This is a genomic window from Lutibacter sp. A64 (assembly GCF_022429565.1).
Taxonomy (GTDB): Bacteria; Bacteroidota; Bacteroidia; order Flavobacteriales; family Flavobacteriaceae; genus Lutibacter.
This window is the reverse complement of sequence record NZ_CP092487.1, coordinates 2,677,697-2,695,508: the sequence shown is the minus strand read 5'-3', so window position 1 is coordinate 2,695,508 and position 17,812 is coordinate 2,677,697. Positions and strand designations below refer to the sequence as shown.

17 protein-coding genes are annotated in these 17,812 nt (G+C 29.5%); 9 read left to right on the top strand and 8 right to left on the bottom strand.

The window, feature by feature from the left end:
• Nucleotides 1-4: 4 nt before the first annotated feature.
• Entirely contained in the window at nt 5-1,051 is a 1,047-nt protein-coding gene (locus tag MKD41_RS10965) for a sensor histidine kinase (RefSeq protein ID WP_240242336.1), read from the bottom strand.
• Nucleotides 1,041-1,736, bottom strand: a complete 696-nt coding sequence (locus MKD41_RS10960) for a response regulator transcription factor (RefSeq protein WP_240242335.1) — start codon at nt 1,734-1,736, stop codon at nt 1,041-1,043. Before MKD41_RS10960 ends, MKD41_RS10965 begins: the two co-directional genes overlap by 11 nt.
• 469 nt (nt 1,737-2,205) lie before the next feature.
• Here MKD41_RS10960 and MKD41_RS10955 point away from each other — a divergent pair, with 469 nt between their 5' ends.
• The 4 genes from MKD41_RS10955 (at nt 2,206) to MKD41_RS10940 (ending at nt 5,876) form a co-directional block, all read left to right on the top strand.
• Complete coding sequence (locus MKD41_RS10955) at nt 2,206-3,840, top strand: lamin tail domain-containing protein (RefSeq protein ID WP_240242334.1); 1,635 nt, start codon at nt 2,206-2,208, stop codon at nt 3,838-3,840.
• A gap of 288 nt (nt 3,841-4,128) precedes the next feature.
• On the top strand, nt 4,129-4,848 hold the full coding sequence (locus MKD41_RS10950) for a T9SS type A sorting domain-containing protein (protein WP_240242333.1): 720 nt from the start codon (nt 4,129-4,131) through the stop codon (nt 4,846-4,848).
• A 79-nt stretch (nt 4,849-4,927) separates the two neighbouring features.
• Nucleotides 4,928-5,644, top strand: coding sequence for a 3'-5' exonuclease (locus tag MKD41_RS10945; protein WP_240242332.1), 717 nt, complete (start codon nt 4,928-4,930; stop codon nt 5,642-5,644).
• 22 nt (nt 5,645-5,666) lie between these two features.
• Nucleotides 5,667-5,876 carry a YwbE family protein gene (locus MKD41_RS10940; protein ID WP_441328192.1) on the top strand — a complete coding sequence of 70 codons (210 nt, stop codon included), beginning with the start codon at nt 5,667-5,669 and terminating at the stop codon, nt 5,874-5,876.
• A 91-nt stretch (nt 5,877-5,967) separates the two neighbouring features.
• Here MKD41_RS10940 and MKD41_RS10935 read toward each other — a convergent pair whose 3' ends face one another.
• The 5 genes from MKD41_RS10935 to MKD41_RS10915 form a co-directional block, all read right to left on the bottom strand.
• The gene (locus MKD41_RS10935) at nt 5,968-7,803 is read right to left on the bottom strand and encodes a M1 family metallopeptidase (protein ID WP_240242331.1); all 1,836 of its coding nucleotides are present in this window, start codon (nt 7,801-7,803) and stop codon (nt 5,968-5,970) included.
• A gap of 101 nt (nt 7,804-7,904) precedes the next feature.
• Nucleotides 7,905-9,545: a S8 family peptidase gene (locus MKD41_RS10930; RefSeq protein WP_240242330.1), complete on the bottom strand. Its 1,641-nt coding sequence runs from the start codon at nt 9,543-9,545 to the stop codon at nt 7,905-7,907.
• Between the two features lie 14 nt (nt 9,546-9,559).
• A complete protein-coding gene (locus tag MKD41_RS10925; protein WP_240242329.1) occupies nt 9,560-10,420 on the bottom strand; it encodes an MBL fold metallo-hydrolase in 861 nt (286 codons plus the stop codon).
• Between the two features lie 244 nt (nt 10,421-10,664).
• Nucleotides 10,665-12,566, bottom strand: coding sequence for an amidophosphoribosyltransferase (locus tag MKD41_RS10920; RefSeq protein WP_240242328.1), 1,902 nt, complete (start codon nt 12,564-12,566; stop codon nt 10,665-10,667).
• A gap of 68 nt (nt 12,567-12,634) precedes the next feature.
• Nucleotides 12,635-13,561: a PfkB family carbohydrate kinase gene (locus MKD41_RS10915; RefSeq protein ID WP_240242327.1), complete on the bottom strand. Its 927-nt coding sequence runs from the start codon at nt 13,559-13,561 to the stop codon at nt 12,635-12,637.
• Nucleotides 13,562-13,731: 170 nt separating this feature from the next.
• Here MKD41_RS10915 and MKD41_RS10910 point away from each other — a divergent pair, with 170 nt between their 5' ends.
• The 5 genes from MKD41_RS10910 to MKD41_RS10890 all read left to right on the top strand — a co-directional run bounded on the left by MKD41_RS10910 (nt 13,732) and on the right by MKD41_RS10890 (nt 17,337).
• Complete coding sequence (locus tag MKD41_RS10910) at nt 13,732-14,154, top strand: SufE family protein (RefSeq protein ID WP_240242326.1); 423 nt, start codon at nt 13,732-13,734, stop codon at nt 14,152-14,154.
• Between the two features lie 51 nt (nt 14,155-14,205).
• On the top strand, nt 14,206-14,526 hold the full coding sequence (locus MKD41_RS10905; protein ID WP_240242325.1) for a DUF59 domain-containing protein: 321 nt from the start codon (nt 14,206-14,208) through the stop codon (nt 14,524-14,526).
• Nucleotides 14,526-15,041, top strand: a complete 516-nt coding sequence (locus MKD41_RS10900) for a DUF2480 family protein (protein ID WP_240242324.1) — start codon at nt 14,526-14,528, stop codon at nt 15,039-15,041. Before MKD41_RS10905 ends, MKD41_RS10900 begins: the two co-directional genes overlap by 1 nt.
• 89 nt (nt 15,042-15,130) lie before the next feature.
• A complete protein-coding gene (locus MKD41_RS10895) occupies nt 15,131-16,225 on the top strand; it encodes a CNNM domain-containing protein (protein WP_240242323.1) in 1,095 nt (364 codons plus the stop codon).
• Between the two features lie 215 nt (nt 16,226-16,440).
• The gene (locus MKD41_RS10890) at nt 16,441-17,337 is read left to right on the top strand and encodes a DUF3078 domain-containing protein (protein WP_240242322.1); all 897 of its coding nucleotides are present in this window, start codon (nt 16,441-16,443) and stop codon (nt 17,335-17,337) included.
• Between the two features lie 49 nt (nt 17,338-17,386).
• On the opposite strand, the gene MKD41_RS10885 is transcribed toward MKD41_RS10890, so the two are convergent.
• Nucleotides 17,387-17,662: a DUF3817 domain-containing protein gene (locus MKD41_RS10885; RefSeq protein WP_240242321.1), complete on the bottom strand. Its 276-nt coding sequence runs from the start codon at nt 17,660-17,662 to the stop codon at nt 17,387-17,389.
• Nucleotides 17,663-17,812: the final 150 nt, after the last annotated feature.

The window sequence follows — 17,812 nt, the reverse complement described above, 5'->3', positions numbered from 1 at the left end:
GGTTTTAAAGAACTTTCATTTTTTCTAAAGTGAATGAAAATTCAGAGCCTTTACCGTATTCACTTTTTACAAAAATTTGTTCGTGATGTGATTCTAAAATATGTTTAACAATAGAAAGTCCTAGGCCAGAACCACCTTGGTCTCTAGATCTACTTTGGTCCACTCTATAAAAACGTTCAAAAAGTCGCGGTAAATATTCTTTTTTTATCCCTTCACCATCATCAATAACTTTTACTAGAACTTTGGTTTCCTTTTTTTCGAAACTTACCATTATAGTACCATTTTTTTTGGAATATTTTATGGCATTTACAATTAAGTTAATAAGTACCTGTTGTATTTTTTCACCATCAGCAATTACCATTATCGGGTAGATATAGTGTTTATTAAAATGCATTGAAATATTCCTTTTTTTGGCTTTCATTTCCAATAATTCAAATACATCTTGTGTTAATTCTAGAATGTTTATTGGTTTTTTATTTATAGATAAATCGGCAGATTCTAGTTTAGAAATTAAATCTAGGTCTTTAACAATAGAAATAAGTCTCTCTACACCTTTATTAGCGCGTTTAAGGTATTTTTTAGTGATTTTCTTGTCATTTATTGCCCCGTCGGCTAAAGTTAATAGATAGCCTTGAACTGTAAAAAGAGGAGTTTTTAATTCGTGAGATACGTTTCCTAGAAATTCTCTTCTATAGTTTTCTCGTAAATTTAAACTGGCAATTTGTTCTTGATTAAATTCAGCAAATTTTTGAACTTCTCTAGAAAGCGCGTCAATGTCTGAAGTTATAGCAGTTTTGTTAAAATCAGATCGGTCTAAAATTGAAACTCTATCGTATATTTTCTTTATACGTTTATAAATAAATTTTTCTAATCGGTATTGAATAATTATAAATGTAAAACAAAAAATAACAGCAGTAAATGTTAGTAAATAAGTTATATTAAGGGTTACATCTAAAAAAAGATATGCTGAAATTAATAGTGTTCCAATAATAAATAATGTAATAAATGAGGCTGTCCAATAAGCAAATGAATATGTTCTTTTAATCTTCATTAATAACAAATTTGTAACCTACACCTTTTACAGTTTTAAAATATTTATCGCCAATTTTTTCACGTAACTTTCTAATATGAACATCTATAGTTCTACCGCCTACTACAACTTCATTACCCCAAACTTTGTCTAAAATGTCATCGCGTTTAAAAACTTTGTCTGGTTTAGATGCAAGTAAAGCAAACAATTCAAACTCTTTTTTAGGTAAAGATAGTTTTTCTCCTTCTTTTATAATAACATATTCTTCTCTATCTATAACAATTTCCCCAACTTTTACATTGTTAGAAGAAATATTTTGAACTTCATTTACCCTTCTAAGTAGTGCTTTAATTTTACTTACTAATACTTTTGGTTTTATCGGTTTTGTAATATAATCATCTGCTCCAACATCAAATCCAGCTACTTGAGAATAGTCTTCACCTCTAGCTGTAAAAAATGTAATAAGTACATTTTCTAACCCTTTAGTGGCTCTTATTTTTTCACAAGCTTCTATACCGTCCATTTCTGGCATCATTATATCTAAGATTATTAAATGCGGATTGTTTAATTTGGCAGAAGCGATAGCTTCAATCCCATTTTTAGCGGTATAAACTTTATAACCTTCATTTTTTAAATTGTATGATACAATTTCTAGAATGTCTGGTTCATCATCAACTAAGAGTATTTTAATAGCTGTTTTTTTCATAATTTTCCTTTTGTTTTATTTAACGATAATTGCAGTTCGTTCTCTACTATTTTTTAGCTAGCGATACTTTTTTTAGCATTCACGTTTCATAATTTTTACACTGATTAAAAGTAAAAACATTCAAAAGTAAGCATTAATTACAATTAGAAAACATTAGAACTAAAGTAATTTAAAGTTATAACATTAACGTAACATTAAAATTACATAATATTAATTTTAAGTTGGTTTTTGTGCTAAATGTTAAAAATAAAAAGATATTATTTTATAATTAAATTTAAATGTGTAGGTATTTAAAGAAGTAATAGTTGTTACTATTTAATTTGTTTTTTTAAAGTTAAAGTTAGAATAATGAGATCTGATATTAAAGTATTTTTAAAAAAAAATCAGTTAAAACACTATAGTTTAGCTGTTTATATTTTTTTAATTCAATTATTTTTATATATTTAAGTGCAACTAAAAAAATATAGCTATGAAGAAATTTTATTTTTTGCTTGTAACTATTTTTGTGGTTACACTTTCTTTTGGACAAACAGAAGTTTTTATAAATGAAATTCATTATGATAATAAAGGGGGAGATGTTGATGAAGGAATCGAAATTGCGGGTCCTGCCGGAACAGATTTAGCAGGTTGGAGTATTGAACTTTACAATGGTAGTAGTTCTATGATTTATGGGACTACAATGTCTTTGACTGGTGTAATCCCAAATCAACAAAATAATAGAGGAACACTTTGGTTTCCTCAACCAGGTATTCAAAATGGTAATCCTGATGGATTGGCTTTAATTAATCCATTAGGTATTGTTGTACAGTTTTTAAGTTATGGAGGTATTATAACCGCTGCAGATGGTGCAGCAAAAGGTATGGTATCTACAGATATTGGGGTGTTTGAAACTGATCCAGATACTTTAATTGGTCATTCTCTACAATTGTCTGGTTCTGGAGTTTATTATGATGATTTTACGTGGAATTCACCAACAACTGCAACTGCAGATGCAATAAATAGTGGGCAAACATTTAATACAGCTCCTGCAATTATAAGTAATACATACAGAGTTGCTGGTTTAGATTATGAAGTTGGTTCACCTACAGCAACTGAAGGTAGTTTTGTTGTTTCAGGTACAAATTTAACCGATGATATTATTATAACAGCTCCTACAGATTTTGAAATTTCAACAACTTCTGGTGTTGGTTTTGGAGCATCTATTACATTGCCAAAAGGATTAGGAACAATTACTCCAACTACAATTTACGTACGTTTAAAATTGGGTTTAATTATTGGAAGTTACAGTCAAAATATTACTTGTTTAAGTTCTGGTGCTACAGATAAAATCAGTTTATTGGCTGGTATTGTTTCCCCAATTACAGGTTCCATAATAATTACTGAAATTATGTCTGATCCAAGTGCTGTTGATGATGATGAAGGCGAATATTTTGAAGTTTATAATACCACAGCTTCAGCTATTGATATGGAAGGTTGGGTTATTTCAGATGTTGATTCAGATTCGCATATTATAGCTTCGTCTGTTATAGTGCCAGCAAATGGATATGCAGTTTTTGCAAGAAATTCGAATAGTGGAGCAAATGGTGGGTTTACTGCTAATTATGAGTATTCTGGATTTATTTTGACAAATGATATTGATGAAATTATTTTGACAAGTGGTGTCACAGAAATTGATAGGGTTGTTTATAGTGATGTTTTAGGGTATCCTTTAGTAGCTGGAAAAAGTATGGAGTTAAGTTTAGAGAATTATAACAGTGCTGACAATCTTATTGCTTTAAATTGGGGTGAGGCAACAACTACTTATGGTGGTGGAGATTATGGGACACCTGGCACTGAAAATAACTTTACACTCTCCGTAGTAAAAAACCAAATAGAAAATTTTGCGATGTATCCAAATCCAGTTTCTAATGGAAAATTATACATGGCTTCAAATAATAAATTAACTAGAAATGTTACTATTTACACTTTAACAGGACAACAAGTGTATAGTAAAAACCTACAAACCAAAGAGTATTTAAATATTTCTAATCTAAATAAGGGAATTTACATTGTTAAAATAGAAGAAGGGGGAAAAATTGCTACACGTAAATTGGTTGTAAATTAATTTTGAATTTATCATTACAAACATAATCATCATATTTATAGTTAATCAATCACTGTGAAAATTAGAGTGTTAAATCTCTGTTCTAGGCGTTTTTTTACGAAGTTTTATACTATTAGCAACAAAAAGTAGGGTAAAACCTTACTTAAGTAGGTGAATTTAATTTCAATTTATTGGTTAAAACAAACCATTTGTTTAGTTAATACTGCAAGTGGCTAAGTTAGAGGGGTAAATACGTTAAGCTACATCTTAAAGCCTGATCTTTGTAATAGATATAAATTGTTCATCCCCATGAAATATTTTTACACTTTAGTTACTTTTTTATTAGTAGCAACTTCAAGTTTTGCTAAAAATGAAAAAACTGTTTACATTTCCGAGATTAATTATACAGGTAGTAACCCATTTATTGAATTAGCTGTATATAGAGAAAACGGAAACGGAAATATTCAATTAAAAAATTGGACCTTAGTTTTGTATAATAGTAATGGAAATACAGTAGAACAAATAGACTTACAAGGGAAACTTAAAGAGGGAGAATTTTTAGTTATAGACGGTATTGATTTTGACTTTACAGGAGGAGCAGTTATTTTAAAAAATGGAAACAATATCATTGAATCTTTAAGTTACGGAAGTTCTAATAACTTTAATAAATATTATAATATTGGAAGTACAAGTGGAGAAATATCTTTGCAAAAAACAGAAACAGGTTGGATTCCTTCAAAACCAACTCCGAAAGCACCATATTCAAGTAAATCGCTTTCAGTGGTAAAAGATCAAATTGAAGATTTTAATATATATCCAAATCCGGTTAAGGATGGAAGAATTTCAATTTCTACTAAAAATTCATTAGATAAGAATGTTGTAATCTACTCTATTTTAGGAAGTGTAGTTTACAATAAAGCTGTTAAAACTAACGAAACAATCAATGTAGAAAATTTAAGTACAGGTTTGTATTTAGTTCAGGTAGAGGAAGATAAGAAAGTGTCGGTTAGGAAGGTTTTAATTAATTAGTAGCTAATAAAATATACAGTAAAAAAATCATTCCAATTTCAGGAATGATTTTTTTTGTTATATTTATATAAAAAAAGCTATGAATACTAAAATTAATTTTGAAAATATTCTATTTCTAGATATTGAAACAGTTCCAGAAACAGAGTTTTATTCAGATTTATCTGAAGAAAAGCAAGAGCTGTTTGCCTCAAAAACACAGTATCAACGTAAAGAAGAATTTACACTAGAAGAGTTTTACGAAAGGGCTGGGATATGGGCAGAATTTGGTAAAATTGTTTGTATTTCGGTAGGATATTTTACCAATTTTAAAACGGAAGAACGCAAATTTAGAGTCACTTCGTTTTTTGGTGATGAGGTGAAAATTTTAGAAGATTTTAAAAAATTAATAAACCTTCATTTTAATAAACCAGCACATGTATTATGTGCACATAATGGAAAAGAATTTGATTTTCCATACATTGCGCGTCGTATGATAATTCATCAAATAGTACTTCCAGAAAAGCTAAATTTATTTGGTAAAAAACCTTGGGAAATTCCGCATTTAGACACCTTGGAATTATGGAAATTTGGAGATTACAAGCATTATACTTCATTAAAATTATTGACTTCAATATTAAATATTCCATCACCCAAAGATGATATTAGTGGAAGTGAAGTAGGAGATGTTTATTATAAAGAAAAAAATATTAAACGCATTGTAACTTATTGCGAAAAAGACACTATTGCAATTGCTCAATTATTGCTTCGTTTTAATAATGAACCGTTAATAGAACCTGTTAATATTGTACATGTATAATTTAAAAAGTTAATAAAAATTTATGGAGTCTAATAAAATTACTGGAAGTATTAGAAACAATATAAAAATTGGAAGTGATGTTGAAATTGTTCAAAAACATCATCAGCGTAGCGGAGAATTAACCGAAGGAACTGTAAAACGGATTTTAACAAAATCTCCAAAGCATCCACACGGAATAAAAGTGCAACTAGAAACCGGAGAAGTTGGAAGAGTTAAATGGGTTTTAGCGTAGCTTGCAGTTGTTTTTATCGACTAATAATTAAATAATAAAAGCTCCTTATAAATTTTAATTTAAAGGAGCTTTTAAAAAAAATAGATTATTGTTATTCTACTATATATACATTATTTTCTCTATTTATATCAGCCATTAAAGTAGAAGTGTCGATTTCAACTTTTTTAATTTCTTTTGAAGTTGAAAAAGTATATTTTGGTGTTGCCCAAGCCCAATCTTTTAATAAGGTTGCAGTTGTTGGTTTTTCTCCACGCATCATACTTAGCGGAATGTAGAAGTCTTCAGAACTTCCATCGGTATACGTTACTTTTACATCTATAGGCATTGGCATTTTACCGACTCTAGCTAAGGTTATATTAGTGCCTTCAATTTTTGCTATAGCATAATCTATAGTATGTAAAGTTTGTGTCCATTCATTTAAATACCAAGCTAATTGAATTCCAGATACTTTTTCTGCAACTCTTATATAATCGTTAGGTGTAGGATGTTTAAATTTAAAATCATTGTAATATTTTTTTAATGATTTTTTTACATTTTCTTCGCCAATGATATAGTTTAGTTGCGTTAAAAACATACTTCCTTTTGTGTAGCTTGCAGTACTAAAGGCTGTATTTGTGTGGTACCTGTCGGAATGTGTTGTTAATGGTTCTTCAATTTCAGCATTTACTAAATAGAAATAACGTCTGTAGCTATCAGAATTTGGTTTATCATCTCCATTTTTAATGAATTTATTAGAAGCCAATGTTGAAATATAGGTTGTAAAACCTTCATCCATCCAAGAGTGTTTACTTTCGTTTGTAGCTAATAAATGTTGAAACCAAGCATGTGCTAATTCGTGATACACCGTACCAATAATACTTCCAAGAGTTTCTCCTCCAGATATTAAGGTGCACATAGCATACTCCATTCCTCCATCACCACCTTGAATAACTGAATATTGTTTCCAAGGATAAGGTCCTATATTTTCATTAAAATAATTAAGTGCTTTTTCGGTAAGTGCTTGTGCTTCTTTCCAGGCTTTTGCATATTTTTTATCGTTTTTATATAAAAAATGTAGGTCTGTTCCGCTTTTAGTTTTTAAAATATCGTGTGTAAAATTTGGATCAGCAGCCCAAGTAAAATCGTGTACTTTTGGAGCAATAAAATGCCAAGATAGTTTTTTGCCTTTTTTAATAGAAAGTGGTTTTGTTTTGTCTTCATATCCGTGTCCAATTTCTTGAGGATTTTGAAGATAACCAGTTCCTCCAACAGTATAGTTTTTATTAATATGAAGTGTTACATCAAAATCGCCCCAAACACCATGAAATTCACGCGCAATATATGCATCTGCGTGCCAGCCTTCAAAATCGTATTCAGCCATTTTAGGATACCATTGTGCCATAGAAAGTGCTATGCCATCTTCACTGTTTCTACCGGCTCTTCTAATCATTACAGGTACTTGTCCTTCAAAAGTCATATCAAACACAACTTTTTCACCTGGTTTAATGGCTTTTTTTAAGGTAACTTCTAAAACAGTTCCTTCATTTTTATAAGTAATATTTTCTCCGTTTTGTTTTAACGAAAGTACTTTTAAATAGCCAATTTCATTTGGTTTAAGTTTGGCTATTCTACTTTCATAAATAGGGTTTTCTTTTGTTCCAATGTTATTTACCATTCTTCTATCTGGGTCCACAATAGATTGTAAACGTGCGTCCATTTCACTGTTTGGTTGAAAAGCGTTGTAATACAAATGATAAAAAACCTGATTTAAAGTATCTGGTGAGTTGTTAGTGTACACTAGTTTTTGTGTTCCTTTGTATTGGTAGTTTTCAACATCTACATCAACATCCATAGTGTATGAGGCGTGTTGTTGCCAATATGAGGTGTTATTTTGTGAAAAAAGTAGTGATGAAGAGATAAAAAATAGCAGGCTTAATAGTTTTTTCATGTATAGTGTATTTAATTAAATTGCAATATAACCATAAGTGTAGAAAACAAAAAAGCACATTCTTTTAGAATGTGCTTTTTTAACAGAATATTATAATTTAATTACTTTCCGTTTACCATTTTATCTGCTAAAATTAAGGCATTGTATGCATTAGCTACTTTACCTGAGATAGATAGGTTAGAGAAATTAGTTTTTTCTCCTTTTTTCCCTGGTACTAAAACATCAAGGTTTAATTTAGTTCCAGAATTCATAATTATATGTTTTACCTGACTTGCAGTTAATTCTGGATAATAGGATCTTACTAATGTAGCTACACCAGCAACTTCTGGAGAAGCCATTGAAGTACCGCTAAATTTAGCATATTCGTTTTTTGGTATTGTTGAATAAATTTGTACTCCAGGAGCAAATACGTCTACATTTTTTTTACCATAATTTGTAAATGTTGCTGGTAAGTTTTCATTGTTATTTATACTCATTGCACCAACAGTTAATACATTGTCAGCAACTTCAATAACTTTATCAAAAGAATCGTTTGGCCAGTTATCGCTTACATCTATATCTTCACTTGAATTACCAGCAGCGTGTACTAATAAAACATCATGTTTTTCAGCATATTTAATTGCGTCAATAACCCATTCTTTGTTTGGAGAGTAACTTTTACCGAAGCTCATATTTACTACTTTTGCACCATTATCTACAGCGTATCTAATTGCTAAAGCAACATCTTTATCGCGTTCATCTCCATCTGGTACTGCTCTAACAGACATTAATTTTGCATTGTGAGCAACACCACGCATTCCAAGACCATTAGTACGAGAAGCTAAAATAATACCTGAAACGTGTGTTCCGTGAGATTCAGCATCTTTAGATCCAATTACATTTCCATTACCATAATTAACGTCTTTAATATCTTCTGGGTTGTCACCAACAATAGCTCTGCCGTCAAAATCTAGGTCGTAGCTTTTATTTGATTTTTGACTTTTGTAATAATCGTTAAAAGAAGCTTCGTCAAAACCGTTACTAAACATACCAATTAAGCCGTTTACTTGACCTTTTATTGATAAATCGTCTGTTTCAACAGCTTTTAAATCTTCTAAAGTAAGTGTTTCTTTTCCAATGTATTTTTTTACAGATGTTATAACTCCTTCAATTTGAGCTAAACGATCCATAGTAGCAAAATGTTTTTCAGATGCTTTATTATAATCTTCTAAATACTTTTGGTATTTTTCAAAATCAGCTTTGTCTTTATCAGAAATTTCATCAGCAGTTTTACCTTCAAAACGAGTGTTTAATTCAGCTACAAGGCGTGTAAGTTCTAATTGTTCTGGAGCAGCAACACCGTCACCACCTAAAAAGTTCCATCCGTGAATATCATCTACATAACCGTTTTTATCATCATCTACATTATTACCAGGAATTTCTTTAGGATTTGTCCAAAGTACATCTTTTAAATCTTCATGTTCAATATCGATACCAGAATCGATAACAGCTACAATTACAGTTTCTCCTTTTTTATCTTCTAAAAATTGGTATGCTTTGTCTACACTCATACCAGGTATAGTATCTGTTACTAAATCAGCATGTGCCCAATGTTTAAATTGTTCATCACTAACCACTCCTTGTTTTTCAGCCATTGAAACGGCTGTATCCATAGTTGGTACTGTCATTTTTTTTACAGAACTACAACTAGTTAATGTAACAGCTGCAATTGCCATTACGTACATTGGTTTTAAAATTCTCATTTTCATTTACTATTTTAATTAAATACTTGGTTAAATTTATATGTTTGGTTTAATCGTACTCCTTTTTCTGTATGTTTTAAGGTGCATAACTCGTTAGAGGCATCGTGTTCTAAAAACAAAAAGTAATTATTAGTTGCTGCTTTGTTTAAGAATTTAGCTTTTTCATCTATTGTTAGTAAAGGTCTTGTGTCGTACCCCATAACATAAGGCAGTGGAATGTGCCCTACGGTTGGTAATAAATCAGCCATAAAAACAAGTGTTTTTTCTTTGTATTGAATGTGTGGAATCATTTGTTTTTCGGTATGTCCGTCTGCAAATAGAATATCGAAACCAAGTTCGGTATTTGTAGCAAAATCACTTTCAGGCAGGTTTATAAAATTTAATTGCCCGCTTGCTTCAATAGGATTTATATTTTCTTTTAAAAATGAAGCTTTTTCTCGAACGTTTGGTTCAATTGCCCATTGCCAATGGTTTTTGTTAGACCAAAATTTTGCATTTTTAAATGCTGGTTCGTATCCAGTTCTGTCTTTGTTCCATTGAATAGCACCGCCACAATGATCGAAATGTAGATGTGTTAAAAATACATCGGTAATGTCATCTCTATGAAAACCATATTTTGTTAATGATGTATCTAAAGAAAAATCTCCAAAAAAGTAATAATAACCGAAAAATTTATCTGATTGTTTATTGCCTGTACCAGTGTCAATTAAGATAAGTCTGTTTCCATCTTCAATAAGCATGCTTCGCATACTCATGTCTATTAAGTTGTTATTATCTGCTGGATTTGTTCTCTGCCATAAGGTTTTGGGAACCACCCCAAACATAGCACCTCCATCTAACTTAAAGTTTCCTGTTTCGATTGGGTAAATTGTCATTCTTTATATTAAATTTTAATGCAATAATAATGGCGTTTAAAACTTGCTAATAATTTTTTTTTGAATTAGATACAGTTTTACAAAGATACATTAATTTATATTTAACATTGTGTTAAATAAATCTAAAAAGATATGGTAGAAAAAAGAATGCTTTAAGAAAATATACTTTTTAAGATAGTTAAAAAGGTACTTATAGACAGTCTCTTTTGGTTTAGAGAATGTCTATAAGTTAGTATATTTTTATTTAATAAGCTCTTTTGTTATTTCCTTCATAAAAATTAATAAAAGAATCGTTTACAACTCTATTTCCTCCAGGTGTAGGATAATCTCCAGTAAAATACCAATCACCTAAATGATTTGGACACGCTACATGTAAGTTTTCTACAGATTGATAAATGATTTCAACATCGGCTTTTATAGCATCTGTTTTTAACATTTCGGCAATTTTGTTTGAAATTTGTTCATCTGAAAACTGACTATAAATTTCTTTAACAGCGTTTACAATTTCTGTGTCTTCTAACTGTTGTTGTGCTTTACATTTGTTATAAACTTCTTCAACCAAATTGTAATTATTGTTTTCTTTTAATAAGGCTAAAGCAGCTCTAAAGGCAATAAAATCACCCATTCTTGCCATATCAATACCATAACAATCTGGGTAACGAATTTGTGGTGCAGAAGAAACTATAATTATTTTTTTTGGATTTAGACGGTCTAAAATTTTAATAATACTTTTCTTAAGCGTGGTTCCACGTACAATACTATCGTCTATAATAACTAGGTTATCGTCTGATTTTACAATACCGTAAGTAACATCATAAACGTGTGCTACCAAATCGTCTCTACTATTATCATCTGCAATAAAAGTTCTAAGCTTAGCATCTTTAATTGCTAGTTTTTCTATACGAGGTCTTTCAGCTAAAATTTCTTTTACTTTTTCGGCAGATAAATTACGTTGACCGTGTAAAATAGCATCGGTTTTTTGTTGATTTAAAAAATCTTCAGCTGCTTCTCGCATTCCATAGAACGAAGTTTCTGCTGTATTTGGGATGTATGAGAAAACTGTATTTTTTAAATTGTTATTAATTTTCTTTAAAATTTGTGGAAATACTAATTTTCCTAAATTTTTACGTTCAATATATATGTCGGCATCACTTCCTCTTGAGAAATAAATACGTTCAAAAGAACATGATTTTTGAGGTAACGGCTTTCTAATTTGTTCAACGGTTACTTTACCATCGCGTTTCATTATTAATGCGCGTCCAGGTTCTAATTCTTTTACATCATTAATAGCAACATTAAAAACGGTTTGAATTACTGGTCGTTCAGAAGCTACTACTACAATTTCATCATCTTTATAATAAAATGCGGGTCTAATTCCTGCAGGGTCACGTAATACAAAAGCATCTCCATGTCCAAGTAAACCAGCCATTGTATAACCACCATCCCAATTTTTTGCAGAACGTTTTAATATTTTTTTAATATTAATTCGTTTTTCAATTAAAGGAGAGGCTTCTTTTTTAGAAATATCTTTTTCTTTTTTTAATTTTTGATACAATTTAGCAACTTCATCATCTATAAAATGACCAATTTTTTCCATAACTGTAACGGTATCGGTCATTTCTTTAGGGTGTTGACCAATTTCAACTAAATCGTCGAATAAGCGTTTAGAGTTGGTCATATTAAAGTTACCAGCTACAATTAAACTTTTATGCATCCAATTGCTTTGGCGTAAAAAGGGGTGTACAGCTTCTATGCTATTTTTTCCAAAGGTTCCATAACGTACGTGTCCTAAAAATAAATTACCAATATGAGGTGCATTGTTAATTTGCCATTCTACATCGTCGATTTTATCGGGAAATTGTTCATTTAAATTGTTTAAACGATTGTTAATTTGGGCAAAAACATCTTGTATTGGGGCATCGGCATTTGAGCGTACTCGACTAATATAGCGTGTTCCAGGGGCTACATTAAATTTTATACTTGCTATACCAGCGCCATCTTGACCGCGATTGTGCTGTTTTTCCATTAACAAATACATTTTGTTTAAACCATAAAAAGCAGAACCATATTTATCTTTATAGTACTGTAGTGGTTTTAACAATCTAACCATTGCAATTCCACATTCATGCTTAATAGCGTCACTCATTTTTTAAGTTTTAGTAAGTAATATTTTAAACAAAAAATTCTGCACACGTGCAGAATTTTAGATGGTAATTAACTTAATTCTATATCGAATTGGGTTAATAATTTAAATTGTAATAAGCGCTCTTGAATTTCTTCAAAAGTTAAATTTTCCATGCGTTCGGTTCCAAATTTTTCAACACAAAATGACGCTACATTTGATCCAGAAATAACAGCTCTTTTCATATTTTCAAAAGAAATATCGCCTGTACGTGCAATGTGTCCAATAAATCCACCAGCAAAAGTGTCTCCAGCTCCAGTTGGGTCAAAAACTTCTTCTAAAGGTAAAGCAGGAGCAAAAAATACTTTGCCATCATTAAATAGTAAGGCACCGTGTTCTCCTTTTTTAATAACTACATATTTTGGACCCATTTCTTGAATTTTCTTAGCAGCTTTTACCAAAGAATATTCGCCTGATAATTGTCTTGCTTCTTCGTCATTAATTGTAATTACATCAATTTCAGCAATTACTTCCATTAATTCAGGAAGGGTATTGTCCATCCAAAAATTCATAGTATCTAAAACAATTAACTTTGGTTTTACAGGTAGTTGTTTTATAACTCCCATTTGAACTGAAGGGTGTAAGTTTCCTAACATTAAAAAGTCGGTGTCAGAAAAACTTTCAGGTACAATAGGTTTAAAATCTGCCAATACATTTAAATCTGTAATTAGGGTATCTCTAGTGTTTAAATCGTTATGGTATTTTCCTTTCCAAAAAAAGGTTTTACCATTTTCAATAATTTCAATACCATCTGTATTGATGTTTTTACCGTTTAATTTTTTTAAATATGCTGTTGGAAAATCTCCACCAACAACAGAAACAATTCCAGATTTTACTCCAAATTGAGATGCAGAAAGTGAGATATAGGTTGCAGCACCACCTAAAATTTTATCAGTTTTACCAAACGGTGTTTCAATAGCATCAAAAGCAACCGTACCAACAATTAATAATTTACTCATGTTATCTTTTTTAAATTCTTATTTATAAATAAGAATCGGTCAATAATTTACAAATCATTTTTTTAAATGAGATTCCTATGTTTATAAGAATGACATTCTAAAATTTTTACCTTAATTTTACAGTTCTTAAAAAGAAACAATCTAAGATTGTGCAAAAATAAGTTTAAAAAATGACTATCAAAGAAATACAAGAAGAAATTATAGACGAGTTTTCAATGTTTGAAGATTGGATGGAACGTTACGAATATATTATAGAACTTGGAAAATCGTTGCCATTAATAGCTGATATTGAGAAAAAAGATGAAAATTTAATAGTTGGCTGCCAATCTAAAGTTTGGTTACACTCTGAAATTGATGTTGATAAAATTAATTTTACTGCCGATAGCGATGCCATTTTAACAAAGGGAATTATAGCATTATTATTACGTGTTTTTAACAATCAAGCACCTGAAGATATTTTAAATGCTGATTTGTATTTTATAGATGAAATTGGTTTAAAAGAACATCTTTCACCAAATAGAGCAAACGGATTGGTTTCTATGATTAAGCAAATTAAATTATACGCATTGGCTTTTCAATCTAAATTAAGTTAATTAGTGTATATTTGCCCTTATTTAGAATGAATATAAAGAGCAATTTTAAGTATGAATAGTAATAGAGTAGAAGAATTAGGAGATAAAATTGTAACGGTTTTAAAAACCATTTACGATCCAGAAATTCCAGTAGATATATTTGAACTAGGTTTAATTTATGATGTTTTTGTAAGTGAAAACAATGATGTTAAAATATTAATGACACTTACTTCACCTAACTGTCCAGTGGCAGAAACCTTACCTGTAGAAATTGAAGAAAAAGTAAAAGCAATTGATGAGGTAAAAAACGCTGAAGTTGAAATTACTTTTGATCCAATGTGGTCTCAAGATATGATGAGTGAAGAAGCTAAATTAGAACTTGGCTTTTTATAATGGCAGATGAAATTGTAAATAGAGTTGCCAATAGCAAATTAAAAACTTTAGACCTTGAAGATTTTTATCCAAAAGGTCCAAGAACTGTTATTGATATAAAAGATTGGTTGTTTCACGAACTTATTTTAAAAGAAAAAGACTTTCGTGAGTATTTAAAAAATCACGATTGGAGTCAATACAAAAACCATTATATTGCACTTACTTGTTCGGTAGATGCCATAATTCCATCTTGGGCTTATATGTTAATTGCAACATATACAAATCCCTTTGCAGTTAAAACCATAGTAGGTGATTTACAACAATTAGAAACTGCAATTTTTCAAGAGATAATAGCAAATCTTAATATTAAAGCGTATAAAAACGTGCCTGTTATTATAAAAGGATGTTCTGATAAACCAATTCCAGAAACAGCTTATATTCAGCTGATTGAAAAATTACAGCCAGTAGCAAAAACCATTATGTTTGGCGAAGCTTGTTCAACAGTAGCGCTCTACAAAAAGAGAAATAGTATTTAAATTTAGAGGGCATTTTACAAAAGATATTTTTTCATTTTTTTAAAATTGCCATTATATTACTTAATTTAGCCATTAAATTATACAATTAAATGACGTTACTTTTATTTTACGCAGCAATTTCACTTATATTTTCTTTTTTATGTTCTATACTTGAAGCTGTACTTTTAAGTATATCTCCAACATTTATAACCATAAAAAAACAAGAAGGAAAAGCATACGCAACAAAATTAGAACAACTAAAACAAGATGTTGATAAACCTTTAATTGCAATTTTAACAGTTAATACTATTGCGCATACAGTAGGTGCAATTTTAGTTGGTGTACAAGCAGAATCATTAGATTTAAAAATCAATATTTTTGGTATAAACGCAGTAGGAATTATTTCTGCAATAATGACTATTTTAATATTGGTTTTTTCAGAAATAATACCTAAAACAATTGGAGCTAAATATTGGAGTCAATTGGCTGGTTTTACGGCAAATACATTAATGCCTTTTATCTTTTTCTTAAAATATACAGGTATTTTATGGGTGCTCCAATTAACAACAAAATTAATTGGCGGTCGTGGCGGACATGGAGGTTCTATTTTAAGTAGAGAAGACTTTCATACAATGACGGATATTGCACAAGAAGATGGTGTTTTTGAAGAAAGTGAAAGTGCTATTATTAAAAATTTACTGACCTTTAAATTAGTACAAGTAAAAGATGTAATGACTCCTAGAACTGTTATGACTAGGGCTTCTGAAGAGATTACAATACAAGAATTTTTTGATAAACACCCAAAATTACGATTTTCTAGAATTCCTATTTTTAAAACAAACTCTGATAATATTACAGGCTTTATTTTGAAAGATGATGTAATGGAAGAGATTATTAAAGGTAATGGAACTAAAAAGTTAGCTGAAATTAAAAGAGAGTTAATAATAACGAATAGAACAATTCCAATTCCAGATTTATTCGAAAAATTTATTGCAAACAAAGAACATATTGCATTAGTTGTTGATGAATATGGAACCACAAGTGGTATTGTAACAATGGAAGATGTTATTGAAACTTTGTTAGGTTTAGAGATAATGGATGAAAGAGATACTGTTGCAGACTTACAATTACTTGCTAGAAAAAGTTGGGAAGCAAGAGCTAAGAAATTTGGCTTAATTGATCCAAATAAAAATGAAGAACTATAGTTCTTAAAAGTAAATTTTTAAATTAATGGTTAATACTCAAACTATTGAGGTTTCTTTTACCCTAAAAAATATAATTAAATTTTTCATCTAAAAAAGGTATACTTTTTGTGGTATTATATTTTTTTAAGTTTAAAATAACATCTTAGCAAACTTTTTTATGTAGAGTATTCTATTTACTTTTGTTTGCTTAGATTATAATTTTCAATTAGAAATTTATGAAGAAAGCCCCTTTACTTATATTAATGCTGGTATTTAATCTTTCGTTTTTGTTTTCTCAAGAACAAAAGAAACCTAGCCCAGATTCAGAAAAAGAACCAGAACCAAGTTGGACTAAGAAAGGAAAAATATCTTTTATGTTTAATCAATCAGCATTTTCTAATTGGGTCTCTAAAGGAGAAAATACATTGGCTGGTAATGCAAGTATAAATTATAATTTTGATTACGTTAAAGGTAAATATTCTTGGAAAAATAACATCATCACTTCTTACGGTTTAACCAAAAGTAAAAATACAGAGTTTACTAAAAAAACAGATGATAGGCTTGAGTTTAATTCTTTATTAGGTATAAATGCAGATGGTTATTGGTTTTATTCAGCTTTAGTTAATTTTAAAACACAATTTACTAAAGGGTTTAAATACAGTAAAGATGAAAATGGTAAGGAAATTAGAACTAAATATACCAGCTTTTTCTCACCAGCTACAATTTTAATTGGTCCAGGGATGTTATGGGAAAAAAATAAAAACTTTAAATTTAATATTGCACCTGCAACTACTAAATTGGTGATAGTTGATAAAGATTTAACATTGCCTAATGAAGCTTATTATGGAGTAGAAGAAGGTGATAATACACGTTTAGAATTAGGTTTTAATGCTTCTGGTAGATTAAAAATTACTTTAATGGAAAATATGACCATTGAAAACTTACTTAATTTATATGCTAATTATTTAGAAAACCCTGAAAATATTGATATTGATTATTCAATGAATTTAGTTATGAAAATAAATAGCTATTTTACAACTAATTTAGTTTTTCAAACTATTTATGATGATAACTCTTTTGAAGGTTTTCAAATTAGAGAAGTTTTTGGACTTAGCTTTAATTATGGTTTTTAACCTAATAACCCTGTTTTATTATTATTAAAAAAAATAGTGTAGTATATTTTTAATCTCTTAAATATTTTTTATCAATATAAAATGTTCCAAACGGAATAATTGAAGCAACTAACACAATAATAAATGCCTTAGATTTCCAATTTAATTCATATTTCATCATAATTGCTAATACAACATAGGCTATAAATAAAAGTCCGTGTGGCATACCAAGCATTTTAACAAATGTTTCGTTTTCTAATATGTATTTTATTGGCGTTGCAATAAAAAGTAATAATAAATAAGATACACCCTCTAAAATACTTACAATTCTAAATATTTTTTTCATAATTTTTTAAATAGTAGTAACTGCGAAAATACACTTTAGTAATAAAAATAGAGGTCTCTTTTTGTTAAAAAAAACTAAAATTACTATTTAACATATTGTAAAGATTTATTTAACAAACCTTTATTAAGAGCTCCAAATGTAAAACTCTAA

Excerpts from the sequence above, each read along its gene's own strand:
- MKD41_RS10900 (WP_240242324.1), top strand. The coding sequence starts at position 14,526 with ATGGCAGATGAAATTGTAAATAGAGTTGCCAATAGCAAATTAAAAACT.
- MKD41_RS10905 (WP_240242325.1), top strand. The coding sequence starts at position 14,206 with ATGAATAGTAATAGAGTAGAAGAATTAGGAGATAAAATTGTAACGGTT.
- MKD41_RS10940 (WP_441328192.1), top strand. The coding sequence starts at position 5,667 with ATGGAGTCTAATAAAATTACTGGAAGTATTAGAAACAATATAAAAATT.
- MKD41_RS10885 (WP_240242321.1), bottom strand. The coding sequence starts at position 17,662 with ATGAAAAAAATATTTAGAATTGTAAGTATTTTAGAGGGTGTATCTTAT.
- MKD41_RS10955 (WP_240242334.1), top strand. The coding sequence starts at position 2,206 with ATGAAGAAATTTTATTTTTTGCTTGTAACTATTTTTGTGGTTACACTT.
- MKD41_RS10910 (WP_240242326.1), top strand. The coding sequence starts at position 13,732 with ATGACTATCAAAGAAATACAAGAAGAAATTATAGACGAGTTTTCAATG.
- MKD41_RS10950 (WP_240242333.1), top strand. The coding sequence starts at position 4,129 with ATGAAATATTTTTACACTTTAGTTACTTTTTTATTAGTAGCAACTTCA.
- MKD41_RS10895 (WP_240242323.1), top strand. The coding sequence starts at position 15,131 with ATGACGTTACTTTTATTTTACGCAGCAATTTCACTTATATTTTCTTTT.
- MKD41_RS10915 (WP_240242327.1), bottom strand. The coding sequence starts at position 13,561 with ATGAGTAAATTATTAATTGTTGGTACGGTTGCTTTTGATGCTATTGAA.
- MKD41_RS10920 (WP_240242328.1), bottom strand. The coding sequence starts at position 12,566 with ATGAGTGACGCTATTAAGCATGAATGTGGAATTGCAATGGTTAGATTG.
- MKD41_RS10965 (WP_240242336.1), bottom strand. The coding sequence starts at position 1,051 with ATGAAGATTAAAAGAACATATTCATTTGCTTATTGGACAGCCTCATTT.
- MKD41_RS10930 (WP_240242330.1), bottom strand. The coding sequence starts at position 9,545 with ATGAGAATTTTAAAACCAATGTACGTAATGGCAATTGCAGCTGTTACA.
- MKD41_RS10925 (WP_240242329.1), bottom strand. The coding sequence starts at position 10,420 with ATGACAATTTACCCAATCGAAACAGGAAACTTTAAGTTAGATGGAGGT.
- MKD41_RS10945 (WP_240242332.1), top strand. The coding sequence starts at position 4,928 with ATGAATACTAAAATTAATTTTGAAAATATTCTATTTCTAGATATTGAA.
- MKD41_RS10890 (WP_240242322.1), top strand. The coding sequence starts at position 16,441 with ATGAAGAAAGCCCCTTTACTTATATTAATGCTGGTATTTAATCTTTCG.
- MKD41_RS10935 (WP_240242331.1), bottom strand. The coding sequence starts at position 7,803 with ATGAAAAAACTATTAAGCCTGCTATTTTTTATCTCTTCATCACTACTT.
- MKD41_RS10960 (WP_240242335.1), bottom strand. The coding sequence starts at position 1,736 with ATGAAAAAAACAGCTATTAAAATACTCTTAGTTGATGATGAACCAGAC.